General features: G+C 38.3%; 17 protein-coding genes. 11 read left to right on the top strand and 6 right to left on the bottom strand.

The window, feature by feature from the left end:
• Positions 1 to 166 precede the first annotated feature (166 nt).
• Genes DR017_RS02355 through DR017_RS02330 form a run of 6 tightly spaced genes read left to right on the top strand, consistent with a single transcriptional unit; the run spans position 167 to position 9,691 of the window.
• A complete protein-coding gene (locus tag DR017_RS02355) occupies positions 167 to 1,342 on the top strand; it encodes a n-acyl-d-glucosamine 2-epimerase (RefSeq protein ID WP_002681912.1) in 1,176 nt (391 codons plus the stop codon).
• The gene (locus DR017_RS02350; protein WP_002681901.1) at positions 1,329 to 2,603 is read left to right on the top strand and encodes a cyclically-permuted mutarotase family protein; all 1,275 of its coding nucleotides are present in this window, start codon (positions 1,329 to 1,331) and stop codon (positions 2,601 to 2,603) included. Before DR017_RS02355 ends, DR017_RS02350 begins: the two co-directional genes overlap by 14 nt.
• Positions 2,604 to 2,651: 48 nt before the next feature.
• Positions 2,652 to 3,884 (top strand): MFS transporter, encoded by a 1,233-nt coding sequence (locus tag DR017_RS02345; RefSeq protein WP_002681914.1) that lies wholly within the window; start codon positions 2,652 to 2,654, stop codon positions 3,882 to 3,884.
• A 50-nt stretch (positions 3,885 to 3,934) separates the two neighbouring features.
• Positions 3,935 to 4,855 (top strand): dihydrodipicolinate synthase family protein, encoded by a 921-nt coding sequence (locus DR017_RS02340; protein ID WP_002681899.1) that lies wholly within the window; start codon positions 3,935 to 3,937, stop codon positions 4,853 to 4,855.
• 57 nt (positions 4,856 to 4,912) lie between these two features.
• Positions 4,913 to 8,188, top strand: a complete 3,276-nt coding sequence (locus tag DR017_RS02335) for a SusC/RagA family TonB-linked outer membrane protein (RefSeq protein WP_040361891.1) — start codon at positions 4,913 to 4,915, stop codon at positions 8,186 to 8,188.
• 24 nt (positions 8,189 to 8,212) lie between these two features.
• Positions 8,213 to 9,691, top strand: coding sequence for a RagB/SusD family nutrient uptake outer membrane protein (locus DR017_RS02330; protein ID WP_095900898.1), 1,479 nt, complete (start codon positions 8,213 to 8,215; stop codon positions 9,689 to 9,691).
• A gap of 70 nt (positions 9,692 to 9,761) precedes the next feature.
• Here DR017_RS02330 and DR017_RS02325 read toward each other — a convergent pair whose 3' ends face one another.
• The 5 genes from DR017_RS02325 to mutL all read right to left on the bottom strand — a co-directional run bounded on the left by DR017_RS02325 (position 9,762) and on the right by mutL (position 15,691).
• A complete protein-coding gene (locus DR017_RS02325; RefSeq protein ID WP_040361978.1) occupies positions 9,762 to 11,468 on the bottom strand; it encodes a phospho-sugar mutase in 1,707 nt (568 codons plus the stop codon).
• A 90-nt stretch (positions 11,469 to 11,558) separates the two neighbouring features.
• A complete protein-coding gene (locus DR017_RS02320) occupies positions 11,559 to 12,338 on the bottom strand; it encodes a carboxypeptidase-like regulatory domain-containing protein (protein ID WP_002682123.1) in 780 nt (259 codons plus the stop codon).
• An 11-nt stretch (positions 12,339 to 12,349) separates the two neighbouring features.
• Entirely contained in the window at positions 12,350 to 13,054 is a 705-nt protein-coding gene (locus DR017_RS02315) for a carboxypeptidase-like regulatory domain-containing protein (protein ID WP_002682122.1), read from the bottom strand.
• 20 nt (positions 13,055 to 13,074) lie between these two features.
• Positions 13,075 to 13,836 (bottom strand): rhomboid family intramembrane serine protease, encoded by a 762-nt coding sequence (locus tag DR017_RS02310; RefSeq protein ID WP_040361977.1) that lies wholly within the window; start codon positions 13,834 to 13,836, stop codon positions 13,075 to 13,077.
• 16 nt (positions 13,837 to 13,852) lie between these two features.
• The gene (gene mutL, locus DR017_RS02305) at positions 13,853 to 15,691 is read right to left on the bottom strand and encodes a DNA mismatch repair endonuclease MutL (protein ID WP_002682120.1); all 1,839 of its coding nucleotides are present in this window, start codon (positions 15,689 to 15,691) and stop codon (positions 13,853 to 13,855) included.
• Positions 15,692 to 15,835: 144 nt separating this feature from the next.
• Here mutL and DR017_RS02300 point away from each other — a divergent pair, with 144 nt between their 5' ends.
• From DR017_RS02300 to DR017_RS02285, 4 genes are read left to right on the top strand one after another with little or no spacing between them, the layout of a single operon-like run.
• Positions 15,836 to 17,314, top strand: coding sequence for a GFO_1087 family putative carboxy terminal peptidase (locus tag DR017_RS02300; RefSeq protein WP_002682118.1), 1,479 nt, complete (start codon positions 15,836 to 15,838; stop codon positions 17,312 to 17,314).
• Positions 17,311 to 18,351, top strand: a complete 1,041-nt coding sequence (locus DR017_RS02295) for a ferredoxin--NADP reductase (RefSeq protein WP_002682127.1) — start codon at positions 17,311 to 17,313, stop codon at positions 18,349 to 18,351. The genes DR017_RS02300 and DR017_RS02295 overlap by 4 nt, the downstream gene beginning before the upstream one ends.
• Before the next feature lie 11 nt (positions 18,352 to 18,362).
• Positions 18,363 to 18,821 carry an SsrA-binding protein SmpB gene (gene smpB / locus DR017_RS02290; RefSeq protein ID WP_002682121.1) on the top strand — a complete coding sequence of 153 codons (459 nt, stop codon included), beginning with the start codon at positions 18,363 to 18,365 and terminating at the stop codon, positions 18,819 to 18,821.
• A 22-nt stretch (positions 18,822 to 18,843) separates the two neighbouring features.
• Positions 18,844 to 19,326 carry a hypothetical protein gene (locus DR017_RS02285; protein WP_002682125.1) on the top strand — a complete coding sequence of 161 codons (483 nt, stop codon included), beginning with the start codon at positions 18,844 to 18,846 and terminating at the stop codon, positions 19,324 to 19,326.
• A gap of 93 nt (positions 19,327 to 19,419) precedes the next feature.
• Here DR017_RS02285 and lysA read toward each other — a convergent pair whose 3' ends face one another.
• Entirely contained in the window at positions 19,420 to 20,616 is a 1,197-nt protein-coding gene (gene lysA / locus DR017_RS02280) for a diaminopimelate decarboxylase (RefSeq protein ID WP_002682126.1), read from the bottom strand.
• 192 nt (positions 20,617 to 20,808) lie between these two features.
• Between lysA and DR017_RS02275 the strand changes: the two genes are divergently transcribed.
• On the top strand, positions 20,809 to 21,084 hold the full coding sequence (locus DR017_RS02275) for a hypothetical protein (RefSeq protein WP_002682129.1): 276 nt from the start codon (positions 20,809 to 20,811) through the stop codon (positions 21,082 to 21,084).
• Positions 21,085 to 21,097 lie beyond the last annotated feature (13 nt).

The following is a 21,097-nucleotide window of genomic DNA, read 5'->3' as shown; positions in this document are numbered from 1 at the left end:
TGATTGTATTAAAATTTTGATTGTAAGTTAAAAAATTAATAAAATATTTAATAAATAATTTGTATTTTAAAAATCATTATTGTACTTTTGCGGGGTGTTTTTAGATGTAAATTTAAAATTAAGCATAAAACTATTAATTTTTAAAGAATAACTCAGATTTGAACCAATGGATTTTAAACAATTAGAAAAACAATACCGTGATGAACTCTTGCAAAATGTCATTCCGTTTTGGTTAGAAAAATCGCAAGATAAACAGTACGGAGGCTACTTCACCTGCCTCGACCGCCAAGGAAATGTATTCGATACTGATAAATTTATTTGGCTACAAGCTCGTGAGGTATGGCTCTTCAGTATGCTCTACAATCGCGTTGAAAAACGCCAAGAATGGTTAGACACCGCGATACAAGGGGCTGAGTTCCTCAAAAAATATGGTCACGACGGACAATTGAATTGGTACTTTTCATTAGACCAACGAGGCAACCCCTTGGTTGAGCCTTATAACATCTTCTCCTATACTTTTGCCACTATGGCTTTTGGTCAGTTGAGTATCGCTACAGCCAATCAAGAATACGCCAATATTGCTAAAAAAACCTTTGATATCATCCTCTCCAAACAAGAAAATCCCAAAGGCAAATGGAGTAAAGCGCACCCTGGTACGCGCTCTCTCAAGAACTTTGCCCTCCCAATGATTTTATGTAATTTAGCCCTCGAAATTGAACCTCTTTTAGAACCTTCCTTTATTGAGAAGGCAATGGAGGCTTGTATTCACGAGGTGATGGAAGTATTTTTGCGACCTGAATTGGGGGGAATAGTAGTAGAAAATGTAAATACCGATGGCTCACTTTCTGATACTTTTGAAGGTCGTCACCTCAACCCAGGTCACGCTATTGAGGCAATGTGGTTTATAATGGACTTAGGCAAACGCCTCAACCGTCCTGAATTGATAGAAAAAGCAGTACAAACTACCCTAACAATGCTCAACTATGGTTGGGATAAACAGTACGGGGGTATCTACTACTTTATGGATAGAAAAGGTTGCCCGCCTCAACAATTAGAATGGGATCAAAAGTTGTGGTGGGTACATATCGAAACACTTATATCTCTCATAAAAGGATACCAACTTACAGGTAATAAAGAGTGTTTAGAGTGGTTTGAAAAAGTGCACAATTACACTTGGGAACATTTCAAAGACCCTAAATATCCTGAATGGTGGGGCTACCTCAACCGCCAGGGCGAAGTACTTCTCGACCTGAAAGGTGGTAAATGGAAAGGCTGTTTCCACGTACCCCGTGGCTTATATCAAGTATGGAAAACAATTGAAAAATTGAATGTTCAAGAATAAAAAGAAAATAGTAAAAAGTGAAATGTATAAAAGTTTGACAAAGTCTACTCTGTCGCTTTTGCATCACAGCATCCCCTTGGGGGGAGTAAGGGGGAGGTTAGCATTAGTTTTCCTCCTTGCCTTAACATCTTGTACAGAAACCCAAAAAGAACAATCTATGAAAATGAATATTACAGTACTTACCACTCAAGGCTTAGAAGGCGACCTTCAAAAAGGTGTCTCTGCCGCTTATGCTGCTCTTATAGATGATAATCTATTAGTAGCAGGAGGGTGCAACTTCCCCGATAAACTCGGTTTTGAAGGTGGAAAAAAAGTATTTTATGACGAAATTCTTCTTTTCAATAAAACACAGAACCAATGGCAAACTATAGGCAAACTCCTCGAAGCTGCTGCTTATGGGGCTTCAGTAGCCATTCCCGATGGCTATCTGTGGATAGGCGGACAAACAGCTACAAATTCTTTAGCTAATTGCTATAAAGTGCAATACTCAAAAGAAAAAGCTCTTACCCTTACTGATTTCCCTGCCTTGCCCGAACCGCTTGATAATTTTGCAGGGGCGAGTGTAGGTAGCAAAGTGTTTGTGGCAGGGGGTAACGCTTCAGGTAAAGCCTCTAACAAAGTATTTTATATAGATGTCGCTACCGACAAAGAATGGAAACAGTTACCCGATTTTTCCGGTGATGCAAGGGTTCAACCCGTATTAGCTGCCATCGAAAAAGATAACGATACCCTTTTGTATGTCTTAGGAGGATTTTTCGGAGGCGATGCTACTAAAACGCCTACTATGAGTGAAAAAGTACTGGCTTTTAGCCTCAAACAACAACAGTGGCACGAAGTAGCTCTACAAGAAAACCCTAATAAAGAAATCTTTTCACTTACTGGGGCTACAGCTTTGGCTATTGACAATCGTTATATTGCTTGTTTTGGAGGTGTGAATCACAGCCTGTTCATCAATACTATTACAGACCTTTACCACTTGGGTAAAGATACTTCCCTTACAGATGAGCAACGCAAGCAGAAAAATTACGACTATATGTCGCATTATATGACCCAACCTATAGCGTACTACAAGTTTAACCAAGAATGCTATTTGTTTGACACCCACACAAAACAATGGTCGGTACTCGATACACAACCTGATTTTGCTCGAGCAGGGGCTACTTTAGTCGGTACCCCCAGTGAGTTTTACCTCATTCAAGGAGAACTCAAACCTGGCGTGCGCAGTCCTAAAACCTACAAACTTAAAATATTGTCTAACTAAAAAGCCCTGCTAAATTCCCTTCTTAAGAGGGGATAAGGGGAGAATATTATGAAAAACACCAAAATATACCCTTGGATAGTAGTTGCCCTATTATGGGTAGTGGCTCTACTCAATTATTTAGACCGACAAATGCTCTCCACAATGCAGGAGTCGATGAAAATGGACATCAAAGAGCTTACCGTAGGTGATAACTTTGGTCGCCTAATGGGCATCTTCTTACTTATTTACGGATTGATGAGCCCCGTAGCAGGTGTCCTTGCCGATCGTCTCAACCGCAAGTGGATGATAGTAGGTAGCCTCTTTGTGTGGTCGGCGGTAACCTATGGAATGGGCTATGCCACTACTTTTGATCAAGTGTATTGGTTGCGCGCATTAATGGGACTTAGTGAAGCCTTATACTTAGCAACAGCCCTCTCTATGATCGCCGATTACCACAGCTCAAAAACACGTTCGTTAGCGGTAGGTATCCACATGTCGGGGCTCTATGCCGGTCAAGCCTTGGGAGGTTTCGGGGCTACCATCGCTTCTAATTATACGTGGCATACTGTCTTCCACTGGTTTGGTATTGCAGGTATTGTATATGCTGTATTCTTAGCGTTCACTTTGTTTGACATCGAAAGAAAACCCGCTGTTCCCCAACAAGCGACTGCAGTTCCTAAAAGTAGTATGGGGCAGTCACTTACCCTTGTCTTAGGCACTGCTTCTTTTTGGATATTGCTCTTCTACTTTATGGCATCGAGTTTCCCAGGCTGGGGAACTAAAAACTGGTTGCCTACCCTCTTTTCAAACAACTTAAATGTACCAATGGCAACCGCAGGACCAATGGCAACCATTTCTATTGCAATTTCGTCTTTCTTAGGGGTACTCATTGGGGGAACCCTCTCCGATCGCTGGGTACAGACAAACATCAAAGCGCGTATCTACACTAGTACTATTGGTTTAGCTCTCACCATTCCTGCTCTGGTATTGATGGGGTTTGGTAGCTCCTACATTGCAATGATAGGCGCAACCTTGCTCTTTGGTATTGGTTACGGAATGTTCGACACGAATAATATGCCTATCTTATGCCAAATTATTCCACAGCAACAACGTGCTACAGCTTATGGTATTATGAATATGGGAGGTGTATTGGCGGGCTATACAGTTACCCGAATGCTTGGTTCTTCAACCGATACGGGTAACTTAGGAGCTGATTTCAGCAAACTCTCAGTGATTATCCTAATAGCTATCGTACTGATGCTCATATTCCTAAAGCCAAAAAGAGAATTGTGTGGCAAATAATTAGTAAATCGCCAAATCAATAAATCAGCAAATTAACAAATTTATAATATATGACATTTGAAAAAATCAATGGGCTAATAGTAGCGCCCTTTACACCTTTCGACAAGAAAGGTGAGGTAAATTTAGAACCTATCGATCAGTATGCTAAACTCTTGCAAAGAAATGGATTGATAGGAGTATTTATCAACGGTTCATCAGGCGAAGGCTATATGATGACAGTTGAAGAACGTATGAAAATAGCTGAGAAATGGGTGTCAGTAGCTCCCAAAGACTTCAAAGTGATTGTACACTGCGGGGCTACCTGCATCAAAGATAGCCATAAAATGGCACAACACGCCCAAGAAATTGGAGCTTTCGGTATTGGAGCTATGGCTTCACCTTTCCCAAAAGCAGGTAGGGTAGAAGAGTTGGTGAAATACTGCGAGGAAATAGCTTGTGGAGCACCTAATTTGCCTTTCTATTTCTATCATATTCCTGTCCTCAATGGGGTGTATTTGCCTATGTTGCCATTCCTCAAAGCAGCCGATGGTTGTATTCCTAACTTAGCGGGTATCAAATATACTTACGAACCGCTTTATGAGTACAACCAATGTATGCTCTACAATAACGGCAAATACGATATGCTCTACGGCTTAGACGAGACAATTCTCAATGCGCTTGTAATGGGAGGTGCTCGCGGTGGTATTAGTGGTACTGGTAGTTATATAGGAAAAGTGTTGGTAGGCATCATCGATGAATATCACAAGGGCAATATTGCTAAAGCAGCCGAGTTGCAAAACTACGCTCAAGACGTGATAAATGTAATCGCCAAATATCGTGGTAACATCGTATGTGGCAAACGTATAATGAAATTGCTAGGTTTAGACTTAGGTATCAACCGTACGCCTTTTCAAAATATCACCGATGAAGAAGAAGCTATTATTAAAAAAGAATTAGAAAGCATCGACTTCTTTAACAAATGCAATAAATAACTGGCAATAAAAGCTAACTACTAAAACAGAACTAATTGAAAATAAGTATATTTGATTATGAAACAAAAGATTTTATTTTGTTCGTTTTTCTTGTTCCTTTTCACTACAATAGGTTGGGCACAAGAAAGAATAGTGAATGGAACGGTTTCTTCTGATGAAATGCCGTTGCCTGGTGCTGCTGTAGTTGTGAAAGGTACCACTCATGGTACCCAAACCGACTTTGATGGGAATTACACTCTCACTGCTAAAGAGGGTGATATTCTTGTATTTAGCTTTATAGGTTATACCACCCAAGAAAGAAAAGTAACTGGAGGAGGTAAAAATCTAACAATCAACATCAAGTTAAAAGAAGAAACTAACGCACTTGATGAGGTAGTGGTAACAGGTTATGGAGTGCAAACACGTAAAACTTTGGCTACTTCAGTTTCAAAATTAGATACTAAGGTACTAGAAAGTGCGCCACGTGCTAATGCAGCAACTGCTTTACAAGGTAGTATAGCAGGGGTTAGGGTAACTCAAGTAACAGGAAAACCAGGTACTACCCCCGAAATACAATTGCGTGGTGGTACTGGCTTTGATGGTAGTGGTTCACCTTTAGTTTTGATAGATGGTGTTCCAGGTTCTTTTTATGCCTTAAACTCCGATGATATAGAATCTATGGAGGTTTTAAAAGATGCAGCTTCTACTGCTATTTATGGAGCTCGTGCTGCGAATGGAGTTATTTTGATAACTACTAAAAAAGGGAAAGCAGGGCGTTCTAATATTACCGTTAGAACCAAATATACAATGAATCAGAAACGTGCTCTCCCTGATTATCTTGAGGCTCGTGATTTTATCTACTGGAATAGACGTGCTATCAAAAATGTACAAGACTACGGAGTGCATAATTTCGACCAATTCCTTACGGGTACTCACGCTATGGCAACAGGTAATAACACTACCGATTCACCATATACTACAATGGAACTAACCAATGCCAATCGTTATTTGCTCAACAATCCAGAATGGCAAACAATGACAGATCCGTTAGACCCTACTAAAACACTTATTTTTCAAAATAATAATGTAGGAGAACTTATTTATCAGTATAGTGACGCCAAAGATTATAGCATTTCATTTGAAGGAGGTAATGACAAAGGCTCTTACTATTTAGGATTAGGATATTTAGATGACACAGGATTGGTGTTAGGTTCTAATTTTAAACGCTATTCAGGTACTTTCAATGGTTCTTATAAAATTACAGACGACTTCAAAGTCTCTTCTAATGTTCTTTACGCCCAATCTAATAGAGTAGGGTCTTTTAGAGATGCTTTGAGTAACTATGCCAATGAAGACGATTATTTCATCTTCCAACGTTTTGCAGGGCAAGCGCCTACTTCGCGTATCTACAATACCAATCCCGATGGCAGTTCTTCTAACGAGTACAACCCTGGTAGTAACTCAGGTTTTGGTAACCCAGCTTACTACAAAGATAAATTCTTGATGGATAATATAGAACATCGTATTACAGCTTCAGTGCAATTTGATTGGAAATTACTCAAAAATCTTTCTTTGATGGCACGTGCTAGCCACTTCGCAGTACATAATACAACAGAAAGATTTTACAAATCATATATGAATAGTGGTGCTTTAGTGTCTTCTCGCCAAGCTAAAACAGCTTATGATCGCACTATGAACAATCAGGGTACCCTTACACTGAACTACAAAAATACTTTTGCCGAAAAGCATAACCTAAGCGCATTATTAGGAGGTGAATATTTCAAACAACAACAATTCGCTTCTAATGCAGCTACTGAAGGCTCTCCTACTGACCTTATCCGTACCCTCAATGCGGGAGCAAAAGCAAGTGGAATTCCTTATTCTTATAAACGTGATTACAGTATAATCTCTGCCTTTGGACAGCTTAATTACGATTATGACGATCGTTATCTCTTAGGACTTACTTTCCGTTATGATGGTACTTCTAAACTACGTGATAATAAATTCGGATTTTTCCCTGGTGCTTCTGTAGGTTGGAATATTCATAATGAAGAATTTTTTAGAGAAGGAAAAATTAGCCAAGTAGTTAGCAGGTTAAAACCTCGTGTAAGTTATGGGGTAAATGGAAATATTGATGCTTTGACCATAGATAATGACTACTATTGGTTATTGGGTAAATATAGCGTACAATCTCCTTATAATGGTAAGAAAGGTTATGTAAATACTTCTGTACCTTTGTACTACTTGAAATGGGAAAAAGCTACTACGCTAAACTTCGGGTTAGACCTTGGGCTATTTAACAATCGTGTAAATTTCTTAGTAGATTATTTCATTCGTGATATCTATGATAAATTGGCAGACCAAAGAATACCTATCTCTACAGGTTTCTCATCTGTGAAAATTAATAATGGTACACTACAAAACAGAGGTATTGAAATTGAAGCGAACTTCAAAGTTATCAACACTGATGATATAAAATGGAATATAGGGGCTAACTTCACTCGCGTCCGTAACTTTGTTAAAAAACTGCCTGATAACGGTAATGATAAGAATCGTATAGGAGGCCAAGAAATATGGGATCCTTCTGATCCTACCAAAACTATGTATGTAGGTGGTCGTCAGCAAGGAGAACGTGTAGGAGATGACTTAGTAGTTGGTTATCAAGATGAAGGTGTATATCATAACCAAGCAGAATTAGATCCTCATAAAGACAGACAAATCCAGTTTTATGCTGGTACGATACCTGCTGCTAACAGAAAACCTATGGTAGGTGATACCCGTTGGAAAGATGTGAATGGCGATGGTATTATTGATAGTCGAGATAGAGTGGTATTGGGTAGAACAACCCCCGATTTTATAGGAGGTTTTACTACTGATTTTACCTATAAAAACATTAATCTCTTTATCAAAACAGACTATGCGGTGGGGCACTTAGTACACAATTCCGTAAGAAGTAGAGGTATTTCACAAGTACAGGGTAATATGAACTGGACATCAGAGATAAAAGATACTTGGACACCTGAGAATCCTAATGCTGATATTCCACGTTATGACTTTACCGACCCTCGTGGCAATCATAAAGCTGAAACAAAAGCAGGAGAAGAACAATTTACAGCAAGTTCTCGCTACTGGGAAAAAGGAGATTATTTAGCTTTGCGTGAAATTACTCTTAGCTATAATTTACCAGGAGCAGCAGTGAATAATGCTTTTAAAGATATTCGCCTTTTCGTTTCAGGTACTAACTTAGCTTACTTTACTAAGTATTCAGGTTATTCTCCTGAAAAAGGTGGCTGGGATAACGGACGTTTCCCTTTGCCTCGTAGCTTTACTTTTGGTATTAATGCTACTTTTTAAATAACTTTTTAAAATAGAACAAAAATGAAAAGAAATATATTATTAGGACTCTCATTGCTATTTTTGGGAGCCTGTGAATTAGAAACACCTCCTGAAAGTGATCTTACTTATACAGGATTTTGGAATAAAGAAGAAGCTGCTAAATCTGTACACTCAGGCGTATATTCACGTTTTAGAGCTTATGGATATACAATGTGGCTGATGGGAGAATTACGCTCTGATGTATGGGGAGGTAAAGGTATTGAAAATTCACATAATCAAGACCTTTATACCAATGATATTAACATTACTAAGGTGGCATTTAATAACTGGGGAGATTGGTATACAATGCTTCATTATATCAATGATTTTATTAAAAATGCTCCTCAAACTTCTTTTAGTAATGAAAATGAGAAGAAGAATATGTTGGCACAGATGTATGGACTTAGAGCCTATATCTATTACACTATGCTAAAAAGTTGGGGAGATATACCTATTGTTACAGAACCTTTGCAAAACGTTGATAATTTAACTGCCCTTAAAAAAGCACGTGCTCCTAAAGCAGAAGTATTAGCTTTTATCAAACAAGATATCCAGAAATCGTTAGATTTGTTTGAGGGTAATGAAAACTTTTATCGTGATAACGTATATTGGTCAAAACGTGCTACCCTTATTCTTAAAGGAGATGTATTCTTGTGGTCAGGTAAAGTGTTAGCTGGTGGTGCTGCTGAATTTACTGAAGCTAAAAATGCTCTTAGCCAAGTTTCAGGAGCATTAGTGCCCTATGAAAATTTATGGGGTATTGATAACGAAAAAAATGCTGAGTTTATTTTTGCCCTAGATTATAAGAAAGATGAAGCTGAACACTTCTATAAAGTAACAACAGCACGTAATACCGATGTTAAGGATAAGTTTGATGATAGTGGTCGAAAAATTTCATCATTCTTGTATGTAGAAGGTGGTAACTATCATTCTCCTTCAGAAAAAACCTTGCGCCTAATAGATGACGTAAAAGATCAACGCCGTGCTACATTTGTACGTGTTTACTCTGATAATGTAGGACATATTCCTTTCAATACTACTAATTATTTAGGTTCTATACTCTCAAAATTCGTAGGAAGGAATAACTCAGGTGATATAGTGAATGAAAATAACGTACCTATTTATCGCTATGCTGATGTATTATTGCTATTAGCAGAGGCTAAAAATAACTTAGGTGAAGACCCTTCTGCTGAGATAAACCAAGTACGTGCAAGAGCTTATGGTAGCAATTACAATGTAGCTATCCATGGTTATACCAATAGTACTCAAGCTAATAACGCTAAGGCTATTCTTGATGAACGTTACAAAGAGTTTATTGGAGAAGGTAAACGTTGGTGGGATTTACTACGAGCTGGTGATAATTTTGTATATGATGAAGTAGCTTCAATGACTTCTAATGGTACAAAAAAGAATATATATTTGCCTATTTCCCCAGCTATGATAGCAGATGATAATACACTTGTTCAAACCCCTGGTTACTAATCTTATTAGATTCTTTATATAAAAAAAGCCGGCAATTTTAAATTGCCGGCTTTTTTATTAATGAAGTGTTTTATTTTAATTTCAACTCTTCTACAATTTTTTGTATTTTTCCATCCAAAATCTTTTGAGTTGCTTCAAAGTCCTCAATACGTTCTAAAGGAGTGTTTACACTGAAATAGAACTTAATTTTAGGTTCTGTACCACTAGGGCGGGCAGCTATTTTTGTACCGTTTTCAGTGTAGTAAATAAGTACATTCGATTTAGGAATATTAAGTGTTGAAACTTTGCCTGTAGCTACTATGTGTGAGATAGAGGTTTGGATATCGTGTATCATTGTTACCTTTTCACCTCCAATTTCTTTTAGAGGGTTCTCGCGCAAGTTTTTCATCATTTGGGCAATTTCTTCTGAGCCTGAAATACCTTTCTTCACTAAGGAGATGAGGTATTCTTTATAGAAGCCATATTTAGTATAAGCGTGTAGTAATTCTTTGTAGAAAGAACTGCCTTTAGCTTTAGCGAATGCTGCAATCTCACAAGCTAATAGAGTAGCGGTTACAGCATCTTTATCGCGTACAAAATCGCTTATCATATAGCCAAAACTTTCTTCACCACCACCTATGAAAGTGAGCTCAGGGAAGTCTTTAATCATTTTGGCAATCCATTTGAAGCCAGTAAGTCCTTCTTTGTATTCCACTTTGTAGGCATCGGCGATGGCTTTTACCATAGGAGTTGAAACAATAGTAGAAGCGACAAACTCATTGCCTTTAAAGCCTTTTTTGCTTTGTTGTTCCAAGAGGAACTCAGTCATCATTACCATTGTTTGGTTACCGTTGAGCAGTACCATTTTGCCGTGAAGGTCGCGAACAGCTATACCTATGCGGTCGCAATCGGGGTCGGTACCTATTACGATATCTGCACCTATTTCATCGGCTTTTTTGAGTGCCATAGTAAGTGCTTCAGGCTCTTCAGGGTTAGGTGATTTTACAGTAGGGAAGTTACCATCGGGTACGGCTTGTTCTTCTACGATATGTACATTGGTAAATCCTGCGCGTTTGAGTACATCGGGTACCATTGTAATAGAAGTGCCGTGCAAAGAAGTAAATACAATTTTTAGCTTGTCTTTCTCAGGAGCATTGAAGTCGCCGTGTTTGATAGAGGCTTCGGCAAAAGCATTATCAAGCTCTTTGTCGATATAGTGAATAAGACTCTCATCAGCATTGAATTTGATGTCTTTGAAGTCAATGGCTTCAATAGCTTTCATAATATCGCCATCTTCAGGCGGTACAGTTTGTCCACCGTCTTGCCAATAAACTTTATAACCATTGTATTCTGGAGGGTTGTGAGAGGCGGTAAGCACGATACCTGCTTGGCATCCTAAATAACGTACAGTGAAGGATAATTCAGGAGTAGGACGAAGGTCGGAGAAGAGAAATACTTTAATGCCATTAGCTGCAAATACATCGGCTACTATTTTGGCAAATTTCTTAGAGTTGTTACGGCAATCGTGAGCGATAGCCACTTTTATTTCTTTGTTAGGAAAACATTTTTTGAGGTAGTTGCTCAATCCTTGGGTATTTTTTCCCAAAGTGTATTTGTTGATACGGTTAGTACCGATACCCATAATACCTCGCATACCTCCAGTACCAAACTCTAAGTTCTTGTGAAAGGCTTCGTTGAGTTCATCGGGATTTCCATCGATGAGGGCTTGAACCTTACTGCGGGTTTCTGCATCAAAAGTGTCAGAAAGCCACGCTTTTGCTGTGTCAATACTTTTCATAAAATTAATTATAAAGGCTGACTTCTATTTATATATTTTATCAGCGTTGTTTTTCGTTAGCAAAGGTACAAATTAATTATTAAATAACAATTAATTATTAACATTTTTTTTTGTTTCTTCTTTCTGTAAATTAGTTAATTCATTCCACCATTCGTATAACATAAATTCTAATTCCTTCTTCTCTTTCCGTTCTACAAGGCGATGGGCTTCGGGTTTCTCCATTACATAATAAGCCAAAGTGCCTATTTCTTCTTCCGTTAGATGATGTTCGTTTTTTAGGTAGTTACTCATTTCATTTACAATGTAATGTGCTACCATTAAATTCTTTTCATTGATAACTTGTTGTTTGATAATTTTTGCTTTTCCATTCAGTTGGTTGATGATAGCTATAAAATTTATCCCTACACTTCCTACTAATAATTTATAGAGAGTGAATTTATCTACTTGAAGAATATCTGCATTGGCATATTCTCGTTTTTCTTCCCAAGTGCGCTCTTTTGGGGTATGTTGTAGGATTCCTAAACTTTGGGCAGTTATCTTAGGTCTTTCACTCACACTTACTTCGTCTAAAGTAATCGTAACATCGGTCATTTTTAGAGTGACTAATCGATGTAAATCTACTTGGGTAAGACTGCGATAGAGAGTTTTCTTACCCACAAAAGTAGCTTTTAGGGTATGCCCTTTTTGAGCTTCTATTGAAAACGAACCTTCTGCATCGGTGCTTGTGTAATGCTGATTGTCTATGTTTTGAATGTGTACCCCTTCTATAGGAGCATTGTTGTAGAATACCTTTCCTCTAATGCGCGTCGCTTCTTGCCCCTTTGCTATAAAGGAGATGAACAAGAGTAATATGAGAAAAAAATCTCTCATTGGTTCAGTAATCAATTAGTTGCTTGTGCAGCTTGCACTTCATTCCACGCTTCTAAAAGCATAAACTCCATTGGTTTGTTGTCTTTTTTGCGTACAAGCTCGTGAAACTCGGGGCGTTCCATTACAAAATAAGCTAAAATGTCTATTTCTTCTTCATTCAGTTTGAGTTCTTTTTGTAGAAAAGGACTCATATTTTCACGAATGTATTGTGCTACAGCTAAATTCTTTTCGTTGGCTACTATTTTTTTGATAATTTTTTTTTGTCCTGACAAAGTATTTAGAATCGAGACAATACCTAATCCCTTGCTAGCATATAGTCGTTTTTCAGCAAAAGTGCGCTCTTGAGGGGTATGTTGCAAGATACCTAACTCTTGAGCTGATAGTTTTCGATATTGTGAGACTTGTACTTCATCTAGTTGGTTTACAGCTATGTTCATTGTGATATTAAGTCCTCCAAAGCCAAAATCAGTTTTGGTAAGTACGCGGTATACAGTTTCCATTCCCACAAAAGTAAATTGCAAAGTATGCCGTTCACGCGCTTTAAGGGTAAAATAGCCGTTGGCATCGGTAGTGGTGATGGCGTGAGTATAGAGGTTTAGCACGTGTACCCCCGATAGCGGAATCGTGTCGTGCATTACCCTGCCCCGCACCTCTGTTTGTGCCCATATATTGGTGCCATACCAACACAATACAAATATGAATATAAATCGCTTCATCGCTTGTTATCTATTACTTGTTACCTGAATCTGTCCCACCTATTCTTATCAAAGCTGTGTTTTTTCCAGTACAACATAATAAGAAAGCCAATGAGAGCGCCTCCCACGTGAGCAAAGTGAGCGATATTACCACCAAAGAGAGAAAAACCTGTAAAACCTGAGAAGAGGTCTAAGGCTACAATGATAGGAATAAAATAGCGCGCAGCGATAGGGTAAGGCACGAAGAATAACATCAGTTTAGCATCGGGGAAGAACATAGCAAAAGCTACCAATATACCATAAATAGCCCCTGAAGCACCTACAGTAGTGGAAGCTATAGCAGCTGCCATATTATCAAAAGTACTCTTATTGATAATTGTTTCCCACATAGGTAAATATTTTCTGTCGGAAAGAGCGCTGATTACCTCTTCAGTTGATACACCTACATTTTGAAGAGCTTCCAATCCCTGATGTACATAGTAATAATTAACCATAGTGTGTAGCAAAGCTGCTCCTACACCACAAGAAAAATAGAAGAAGAGAAATTTATTACGCCCCCAGATGTTTTCAAGAGGAGTGCCAAAAGCCCATAAAGCGTACATATTGAAGAATAGGTGCATAAAATCACCGTGCATAAACATATAGCTCACATATTGCCACCACCCAAAATGAGTATTCTCAAAATAATGAAGTGCCAACAATTGTGTAAGGTTTATCTTCGGGATAAGATTCAGTTCTGTAATGAGTAACAAAACTGCATTGATAATAATCAGGTGTAATACTGTTTTTGATATTCTTTCCATATTTAAAATTAGCAAATTAGTGAATTAAGTTATCAATTTCATTTGCCGACAAGCTATAGTAAATTCGCTTTCCAAAAGGCGAAATTAACACTTCTTGGCAACTAAACAAATTATTTATCAAAGTTTCTTGTTCTTCTTCACTGAGCACCTGCCCTGTTTTTACCGCTAAACTTTTGCATAAGGCTTTAGCAAATGCTTCTTTTTGAGTGTTTTCGGTAGTAGGGAGTGCCTCTATATGCTGTTGCAATAGTTCGTGAAAAATATTAGGTATCTCACTATCAGTAAGGTGTAAGGGGATGCCACTTACTACTACTTTCTCGCTTTCTATAGTGAACATAAAACCACTGCTCTCAAAAAGCTCGCGCAATTGGGCAATCACTTCTAATTCGTGAGGTGCAAAAGGCAGTTCGTAAGGAAACATCAGCTGCTGTACTGCTGTGTGTGAAGATTGTAGATTTTTCATAAAATCTTCAAACAAAATGCGTTGGTGAGCTCTATTACAGTTGATGATAATGAGCTCACCTCCCAAAGTAGTAACTAAGTATTTTTTGGCTAATGCAATGATTTTCTTACCCTGATTTTTAGTAGGCTCGGCTTCAAAGAGTGAGCTTACTATAGTTTCTGAAGCCGATGTATCTACCGCCGATTCAATTCCCATGTACAAACTTTCCCATGAGGCTGTTTTTTTAGGGTAATTACCAAAATTGGAGCTACTTCTGCTACTGCTCCGGCTTTCGTACTCTTCTTTAAACGGATTGAAATTAGGGTCTACTTGTATTCTGGGAAATTCAGGGGCTTTATCTTTGTAGTTATATGGAATATCAAAAGTAGGGTCTTTGCTAAAATCAAGGGTAGGGGCAATGTTAAACTGACCTAAACTGTGTTTCACTGCCGATTTTAGCAGAGCGTAAATGCTGTGTTCTTCTTCAAACTTTATTTCGGTTTTTGTAGGGTGGATATTGATGTCTATCGTTGCAGGATCTACCTCCAGAGAGATGAAATACTCTGGTTTTTGGTCGGCGTGAATAAGCCCCTCATAAGCGGCTGTAATAGCGTGGTTGAGGTATTGATTTTTCACAAATCGGTGGTTTACCATCAAGAATTGCAAGTTTTTAGTCTTTGCTAAATATTCAGGTTTTACAATAAAACCACTGATTTTCACTAAAGGCGTATCTTCGGCTATGATAGGCACTAATTTTTCATTGGTTTTTCCTCCAAATAGATGCACAATGCGCTGGCGGAAATTGGTAGCAGGCAGGTTGAAGAGTTCATTGCCATTGTTGTACAAATAGAAGTGAATGGCAGGGTGTGCCAAGGCAACGCGGTGAAACTCATCAAGTATATGGCGAAATTCCACCGTATCCGATTTTAGAAAGTTGCGACGTGCTGGAATGTTAAAAAAGAGGTTTTTCATCGCAATACTCGTACCCGTAGGACACACACAAGGCTCTTGGCGTGTGATTTTACTTCCTTCGATATGTATCTCGGTACCCAACTCGTCCTCAGGGCGTTTGGTTTGCATCTCCACGTGGGCAATGGCAACGATAGAAGCGAGCGCTTCCCCTCGAAATCCTTTGGTTTGCAAGTGAAAAAGGTCTTCTGCCTTTTGTATTTTGGAGGTTGCGTGTCGCTCAAAAGCCATACGCGCATCGGTAGTACTCATTCCCACACCGTTGTCTATCACCTGTACAAGCGTTTTACCTGCATCTTTAATGAGCAGTTTTATTTCGGTAGCGCGAGCATCTATAGCATTCTCCATCAGCTCTTTCACTGCCGAGGCTGGACGCTGTATCACTTCTCCTGCTGCTATTTGGTTGGCTACGTGGTCGGGTAATAAACGGATAATATCACTCATTCAATTAACAATTATCAATTAACAATTTATATTGTAAGAAATAATTAAATATATTACTTCTTACCTTTTATCTGTTACCTCTTATCTATTAAAATTTTTGCAAATATAAAAAAAGTATTACTTTTGTAGAAAATTATTTTAAAAATGAAACGTCTTTTTTTATATAGTATATTTATAATCAGTGTGTTATCTTGTGTGAAAGACCCAGTAGAGAATACAAATTCCTCTCTTTTAGGTACTTCTAACTATACGGGTAACGATGTAGATTTGCGCGTACGCGATTTTATTTGGAAAGGCTTGAACGCTTATTATTTGTGGCAAGCCGATGTGCAAAATTTGCAAGACAACCGTTTTGGTTCTCTATCTGATACCAAAGCCGATAAAAACAAAAGTTACACCCAGTTTTTGAAGAGTTTTAGTGATCCTAAGGATTTGTTCTATAATGGCTTACTCAATAATTATAAACGAATAGACCGCTTTAGCTATATCACTGATAATTACACCGATCTTGAAAACCACTTCAAGGGGATTACGGCTGGTTTGGGAATGAATTATGCTTTTGGTTTGGTTAAAAAATTAGGTATCTATTTGGCGTATGTGCGCTATGTGGTACCTAATTCCGATGCCGAAAAATTAGGTTTGCAACGTGGAGATGTAATACTGAACATCAATGGGCAACAGCTTACACGTGCTAATGTTCAACAACTGTTACAAGATACACCTATCATCTCTTTTGCTACTTATAGATTTGTGAATGAGAGATTTGAACCTACAGGGAAAACCTATACTTTGCGACAAGAACAAACTCCCGAAAACCCTGTACTCATTCATAAAGTTTTCAACAAAGGAGGTAAAAAGATAGCCTATTTGATGTATAATGCCTTTGTAGCTGATTTTGATGAGGCTCTCAACAACGCTTTTGCCGACTTCAAAGCGCAAGGTGTTACCGACCTCATTCTCGATTTGCGTTACAACGGTGGAGGAAGTGTGAATACAGCTACCTATTTAGCCTCAATGATTACCGGTCAGTTTGCAGGGCAGGTATTTGCCGTTGAACGCTGGAATAGCAAAGTGCAGCCCCATCGAGGAAATTCTCGTGAATATTTCACCGATAACATAGTGAAAGATAGTAGAAAAATAGCAATTAACAGCCTGCGAATGAGCAAGGTGTATATCATAACTTCCGAAAATACTGCTTCAGCTAGTGAGTTGGTAATCAATGGGCTAAAACCTTATATCCAAGTAGTGCAGGTAGGAGCTACTACTATAGGTAAAAATCAGGGCTCAGTTACTATTTACGATTATATTGATGCGCAAGGAAAAGTGAAAAACCCTAAACACAAATGGGCAATGCAACCTTTGGTGATGAAAATAGAAAATGCTAAAGGAGTAGGCGATTATGTAAATGGTTTGTCTCCTGATATTTTTATAGAAGAAATAGGTAGTAATTTAGGAGTATTAGGTGATGAAAGTGAGCCACTTTTAGCTCGTACCCTACAAGAAATCACAGGGGTTAATGCTTCAGGTAGAGCGCCTCTATCAACTGATAAAACATCTTTTTCCTTTGAAACGCTCAGCACCTCAACTTCAGGCTACTTTGGCTTAAACGAAATGTATAAATGAATAAATTCCACGAACTAACAATATCTAAAATCACACACCTCACTACTTCATCGGTAATGATTACCTTTGAAGTCCCCGAACTATTAAAAAAAGTATTTAGCTTTGAGGCTGGTGAATACCTTACCCTACAACAAACTATCAACGGACAAAAAGTGCGCCGTGCTTATTCCATTTGCTCAGGAGTCAATGAAGGTGAATTGAGCGTGGCAGTGAAACGCGTACCTAATGGTTTATTTTCTACTTATGCCACTACTCAGCTCAAAGCAGGCGATGTATTGGAAGTGATGCCTCCTATGGGCTCGTTTGTCTTCTTCTACGATATTTTTGGTAACCGTGATATTATGCTTTTTTCGGCAGGAAGTGGTGTAACTCCTATGATGAGTATTGCCAAAACTGCTTTAGCAAAAACCAATATCAAGGTGGTATTCGTCTATGGTAATAAATCTAAAGAAGAAACCTTATTTTTTGATGAAATTGAAGCCTTAAGAGTGCAATATACCGACCGTTTTTTTGTGCATTACGCCTTTAGTCAAGAACCTTGGGGCGACCACTATACAGGGCGCATCAACGATAGAATTGTAAATGAACTTTTTGCTAAGTACAAACACTTCAATTGGGGGCGTTACTATGCTTGTGGTCCTACAGAACTTGTGAAAAACCTCCGCGAAATACTACTCTTGAGAGGAATTGAAAAAGATCGTATTTTTACCGAACTTTTTGAGGCTTCACCTGCCGATGTAGATTACAGTACCCTGCAGGGCAATGTAGCTATTACCTTGCAGCTCAATGGCAAAACCCATACTTTTGAAAGTGCCCGTAACCAAACGCTCCTAAACTCTGCTCTTTTTCGCGGATGCGATGCGCCTTATTCTTGCCTCAATGGCGTGTGTAGTAGCTGTATTGGTAGGGTAGAGGAGGGGGAAGCTAAAATGGCAAAGAACGAAGTGCTCAATGATGAACAAGTATCGCAAGGCTATATCCTCACTTGTCAGGCTTATGCGATGACCGATAAAATAAAAGTGAGAATTCCAGGATAAAATTTCTATGTATGAAAATTCAGAAAACAGTACAGATACTCAACAAACGCGCTAAGTTTGAATACGAAATTCTCGACAAATATACGGCGGGAATTGTACTTGTGGGTACCGAAATAAAGTCAATAAGGTTAGGGAAAGCCTCTATAGCCGAGAGTTTTTGTGAGTTCAACGACAAAGGTGAACTCTTTGTAATCAACTCTACTATTGAAGCCTATGATTTTGGTACGCACTACAACCACCGCCCTAAAACAGAACGCAAATTGCTCTTACAGAAAAAAGAGTTGCGCAAACTTAATAAAGAAGTGAAAAACAGCGGACTTACCATTGTGCCACTCAAACTCTTTATCAATGATAAAGGTTTAGCAAAAATGGATATCGCTTTAGTGCGAGGTAAAAAACTGTACGATAAACGCGAAACCATCAAAGACCGCGACAACAAGCGCAATTTAGACCGATTAATGAAACACTAACTATAACCTGAAACCTAAAAAAATGTATAAAGAATTTAAACAACTCCCCGATGATGCCCGTGTGTGGATATACCAATGTAACCGCAGTTTTACGGAAGATGAACAAGCGCAATTGCGCACTCAGTTAGAAGATTTTATAAGCCATTGGATGGTACACGGCAAGGAATTGCTTTCCTCCTTTGAATTGCGTTACAACCGCTTTATTGTTATAGGTGCCTCTCCCGATGCTCACGGTGTAGGAGGCTGCTCTCTTGATGTTTTAGCGCGTTTCATTCAGGATTTAGAAGCCCAGTATAATGTTACTTTGCTCGACCGTATGAATGTGAGTTACCGCCAAGGGGAACACATCGCTTATAAAAACCTCGCTGATTTCAAGAAGATGGTAAAAGATAAAGCTGTATCGGCTCAAACTATAGTATTCAACAATTTGGTAAATACCAAAATAGAATACGAAGAAAATTGGGAAGTGCCTTTAGAAGATAGCTGGCACAACCGCTTTTTATAATTAGCAAATTTGCTAATTTATTAATTTGCCAATGAAGTAGAACGCAAAAGTGCTCTATTCATTGGCAAATTAACTTATTGTCTCATCGACAAATCAATATATTTGGTTTCGTACTAAATCTTCAAAAGTCTCTGCTTTTCTGATGAGTTTTGCCTCACCATTTTGCCACAATACTTCAGCAGGACGCAAACGCGAATTGTAGTTGCTTGCCATTGTATAGCAATATGCCCCTGCATTGTGGAAACAAAGAATGTCACCCTCAGTAATTTCAGCTATTTGTCGGTTAGAAGCAAAAGTATCTGTCTCGCAAATATAGCCTACTACCGAGTAGAAACGTTTTTTACCTTCAGGATTAGAAAGGTTTTCAATATAGTGAGTAGCCCCGTAGAACATAGGTCGGATAAGGTGATTAAATCCCGAATCAATACCCGCAAACACAGTGGAAGTAGTTTGTTTCACTACATTCACTTTCACTAAAAAGCACCCTGCTTCACTTACTAAAAATTTACCAGGTTCAAAAGCCAAAGTAAGGTCGCGCCCGTACTCTTGGCAGAACTCTGCAAAGCGTGTACTCAGGCGTTCGCCTAACTCCTCTATATTCGTTTGTATATCCCCCTCTTTATAAGGCACTTTAAAACCACTTCCAAAATCTATAAATTGCAAGTCCTTAAAGTTTTTTGCTGTTTCAAAGAGTATTTCGGCAGCATAAAGGAATACATCTATGTCTAAAATATCGCTACCCGTGTGCATATGGATACCGTTGATGTGCATTTTCGTATTCTCTACAATGCGCAATATATGAGGAATTTGGTGAATACTAATCCCAAATTTACTATCGATATGTCCCACCGAAATATTGCTGTTACCTCCTGCCATTACGTGTGGGTTGATGCGAATGCACACTGGTACTTCAGGGTGTTGCGTGCCAAATTGTTCCAAGAATGAAAGATTATCTATATTCAGCTGAACGCCCAAACGCATTGCCTCTTCAATCTCACTAATCGATACCCCATTAGGAGTAAAGATAATTTGTTCAGGGGCAAAACCTGCTAATAAACCTAATTGTACCTCTTGGATAGAAACGGTATCAAGTCCAGCACCTAAGCTCTTCATCAGTTTTAAGACAGCAATATTAGAAAGCGCCTTCATTGCATAGTTGATACGCAATTTAGGTACTGAGGCAAAAGCATTCGTAAGACGTTGGTATTGACTGCTAATTTTTTCAGCATCATATACATACACAGGATTTCCGTAGGTATGTGCTATATTTAGTAAGTCTTCTGTTTTCATTTTTTATTTTTCTAATTAAGACCGCAAAGGTAGTAATAATTTGGCAATTAGCCAATTTGTAGATTAGTAAATCACTCATAATTAGCTATTGTTTGTTAGTTATTTTTTGGGGTTACTAAATCAAAAATAAAATTATAAGAGTCGTTTTTTCAATTTTTTGCTTTATATTTGCACAATGAAAAATAAATCTCAATGTCTCATAGTTATAAAAAAGCCATTTTTAAAGATAGTGGAATAGGTAGAAAAGCCTATCATCGCATTGTAAGGCGACACAATGGTACGATTCTAAAAACAAAGATAAAGCACAATATTCTTTTAGATAACACTGAAATAGAGATTGAGCTAAAAGATGCTAAGACTATTGTAAATAGCTATAACTATTGTGATTGGAAAACTAATTGGGAACAAAACACTAAATTGAAAAAACTTCTTTCTCGAGAACAATTAAACAAGTGGAGAAGAAAATAAATCTCACAAAAAA

Source organism: Capnocytophaga sputigena, from assembly GCF_900446695.1.
Lineage (GTDB): Bacteria > Bacteroidota > Bacteroidia > Flavobacteriales > Flavobacteriaceae > Capnocytophaga > Capnocytophaga sputigena.
The sequence above is the reverse complement of the archived record's forward strand: the minus strand, read 5'-3'. Positions and strand labels throughout refer to the sequence as shown.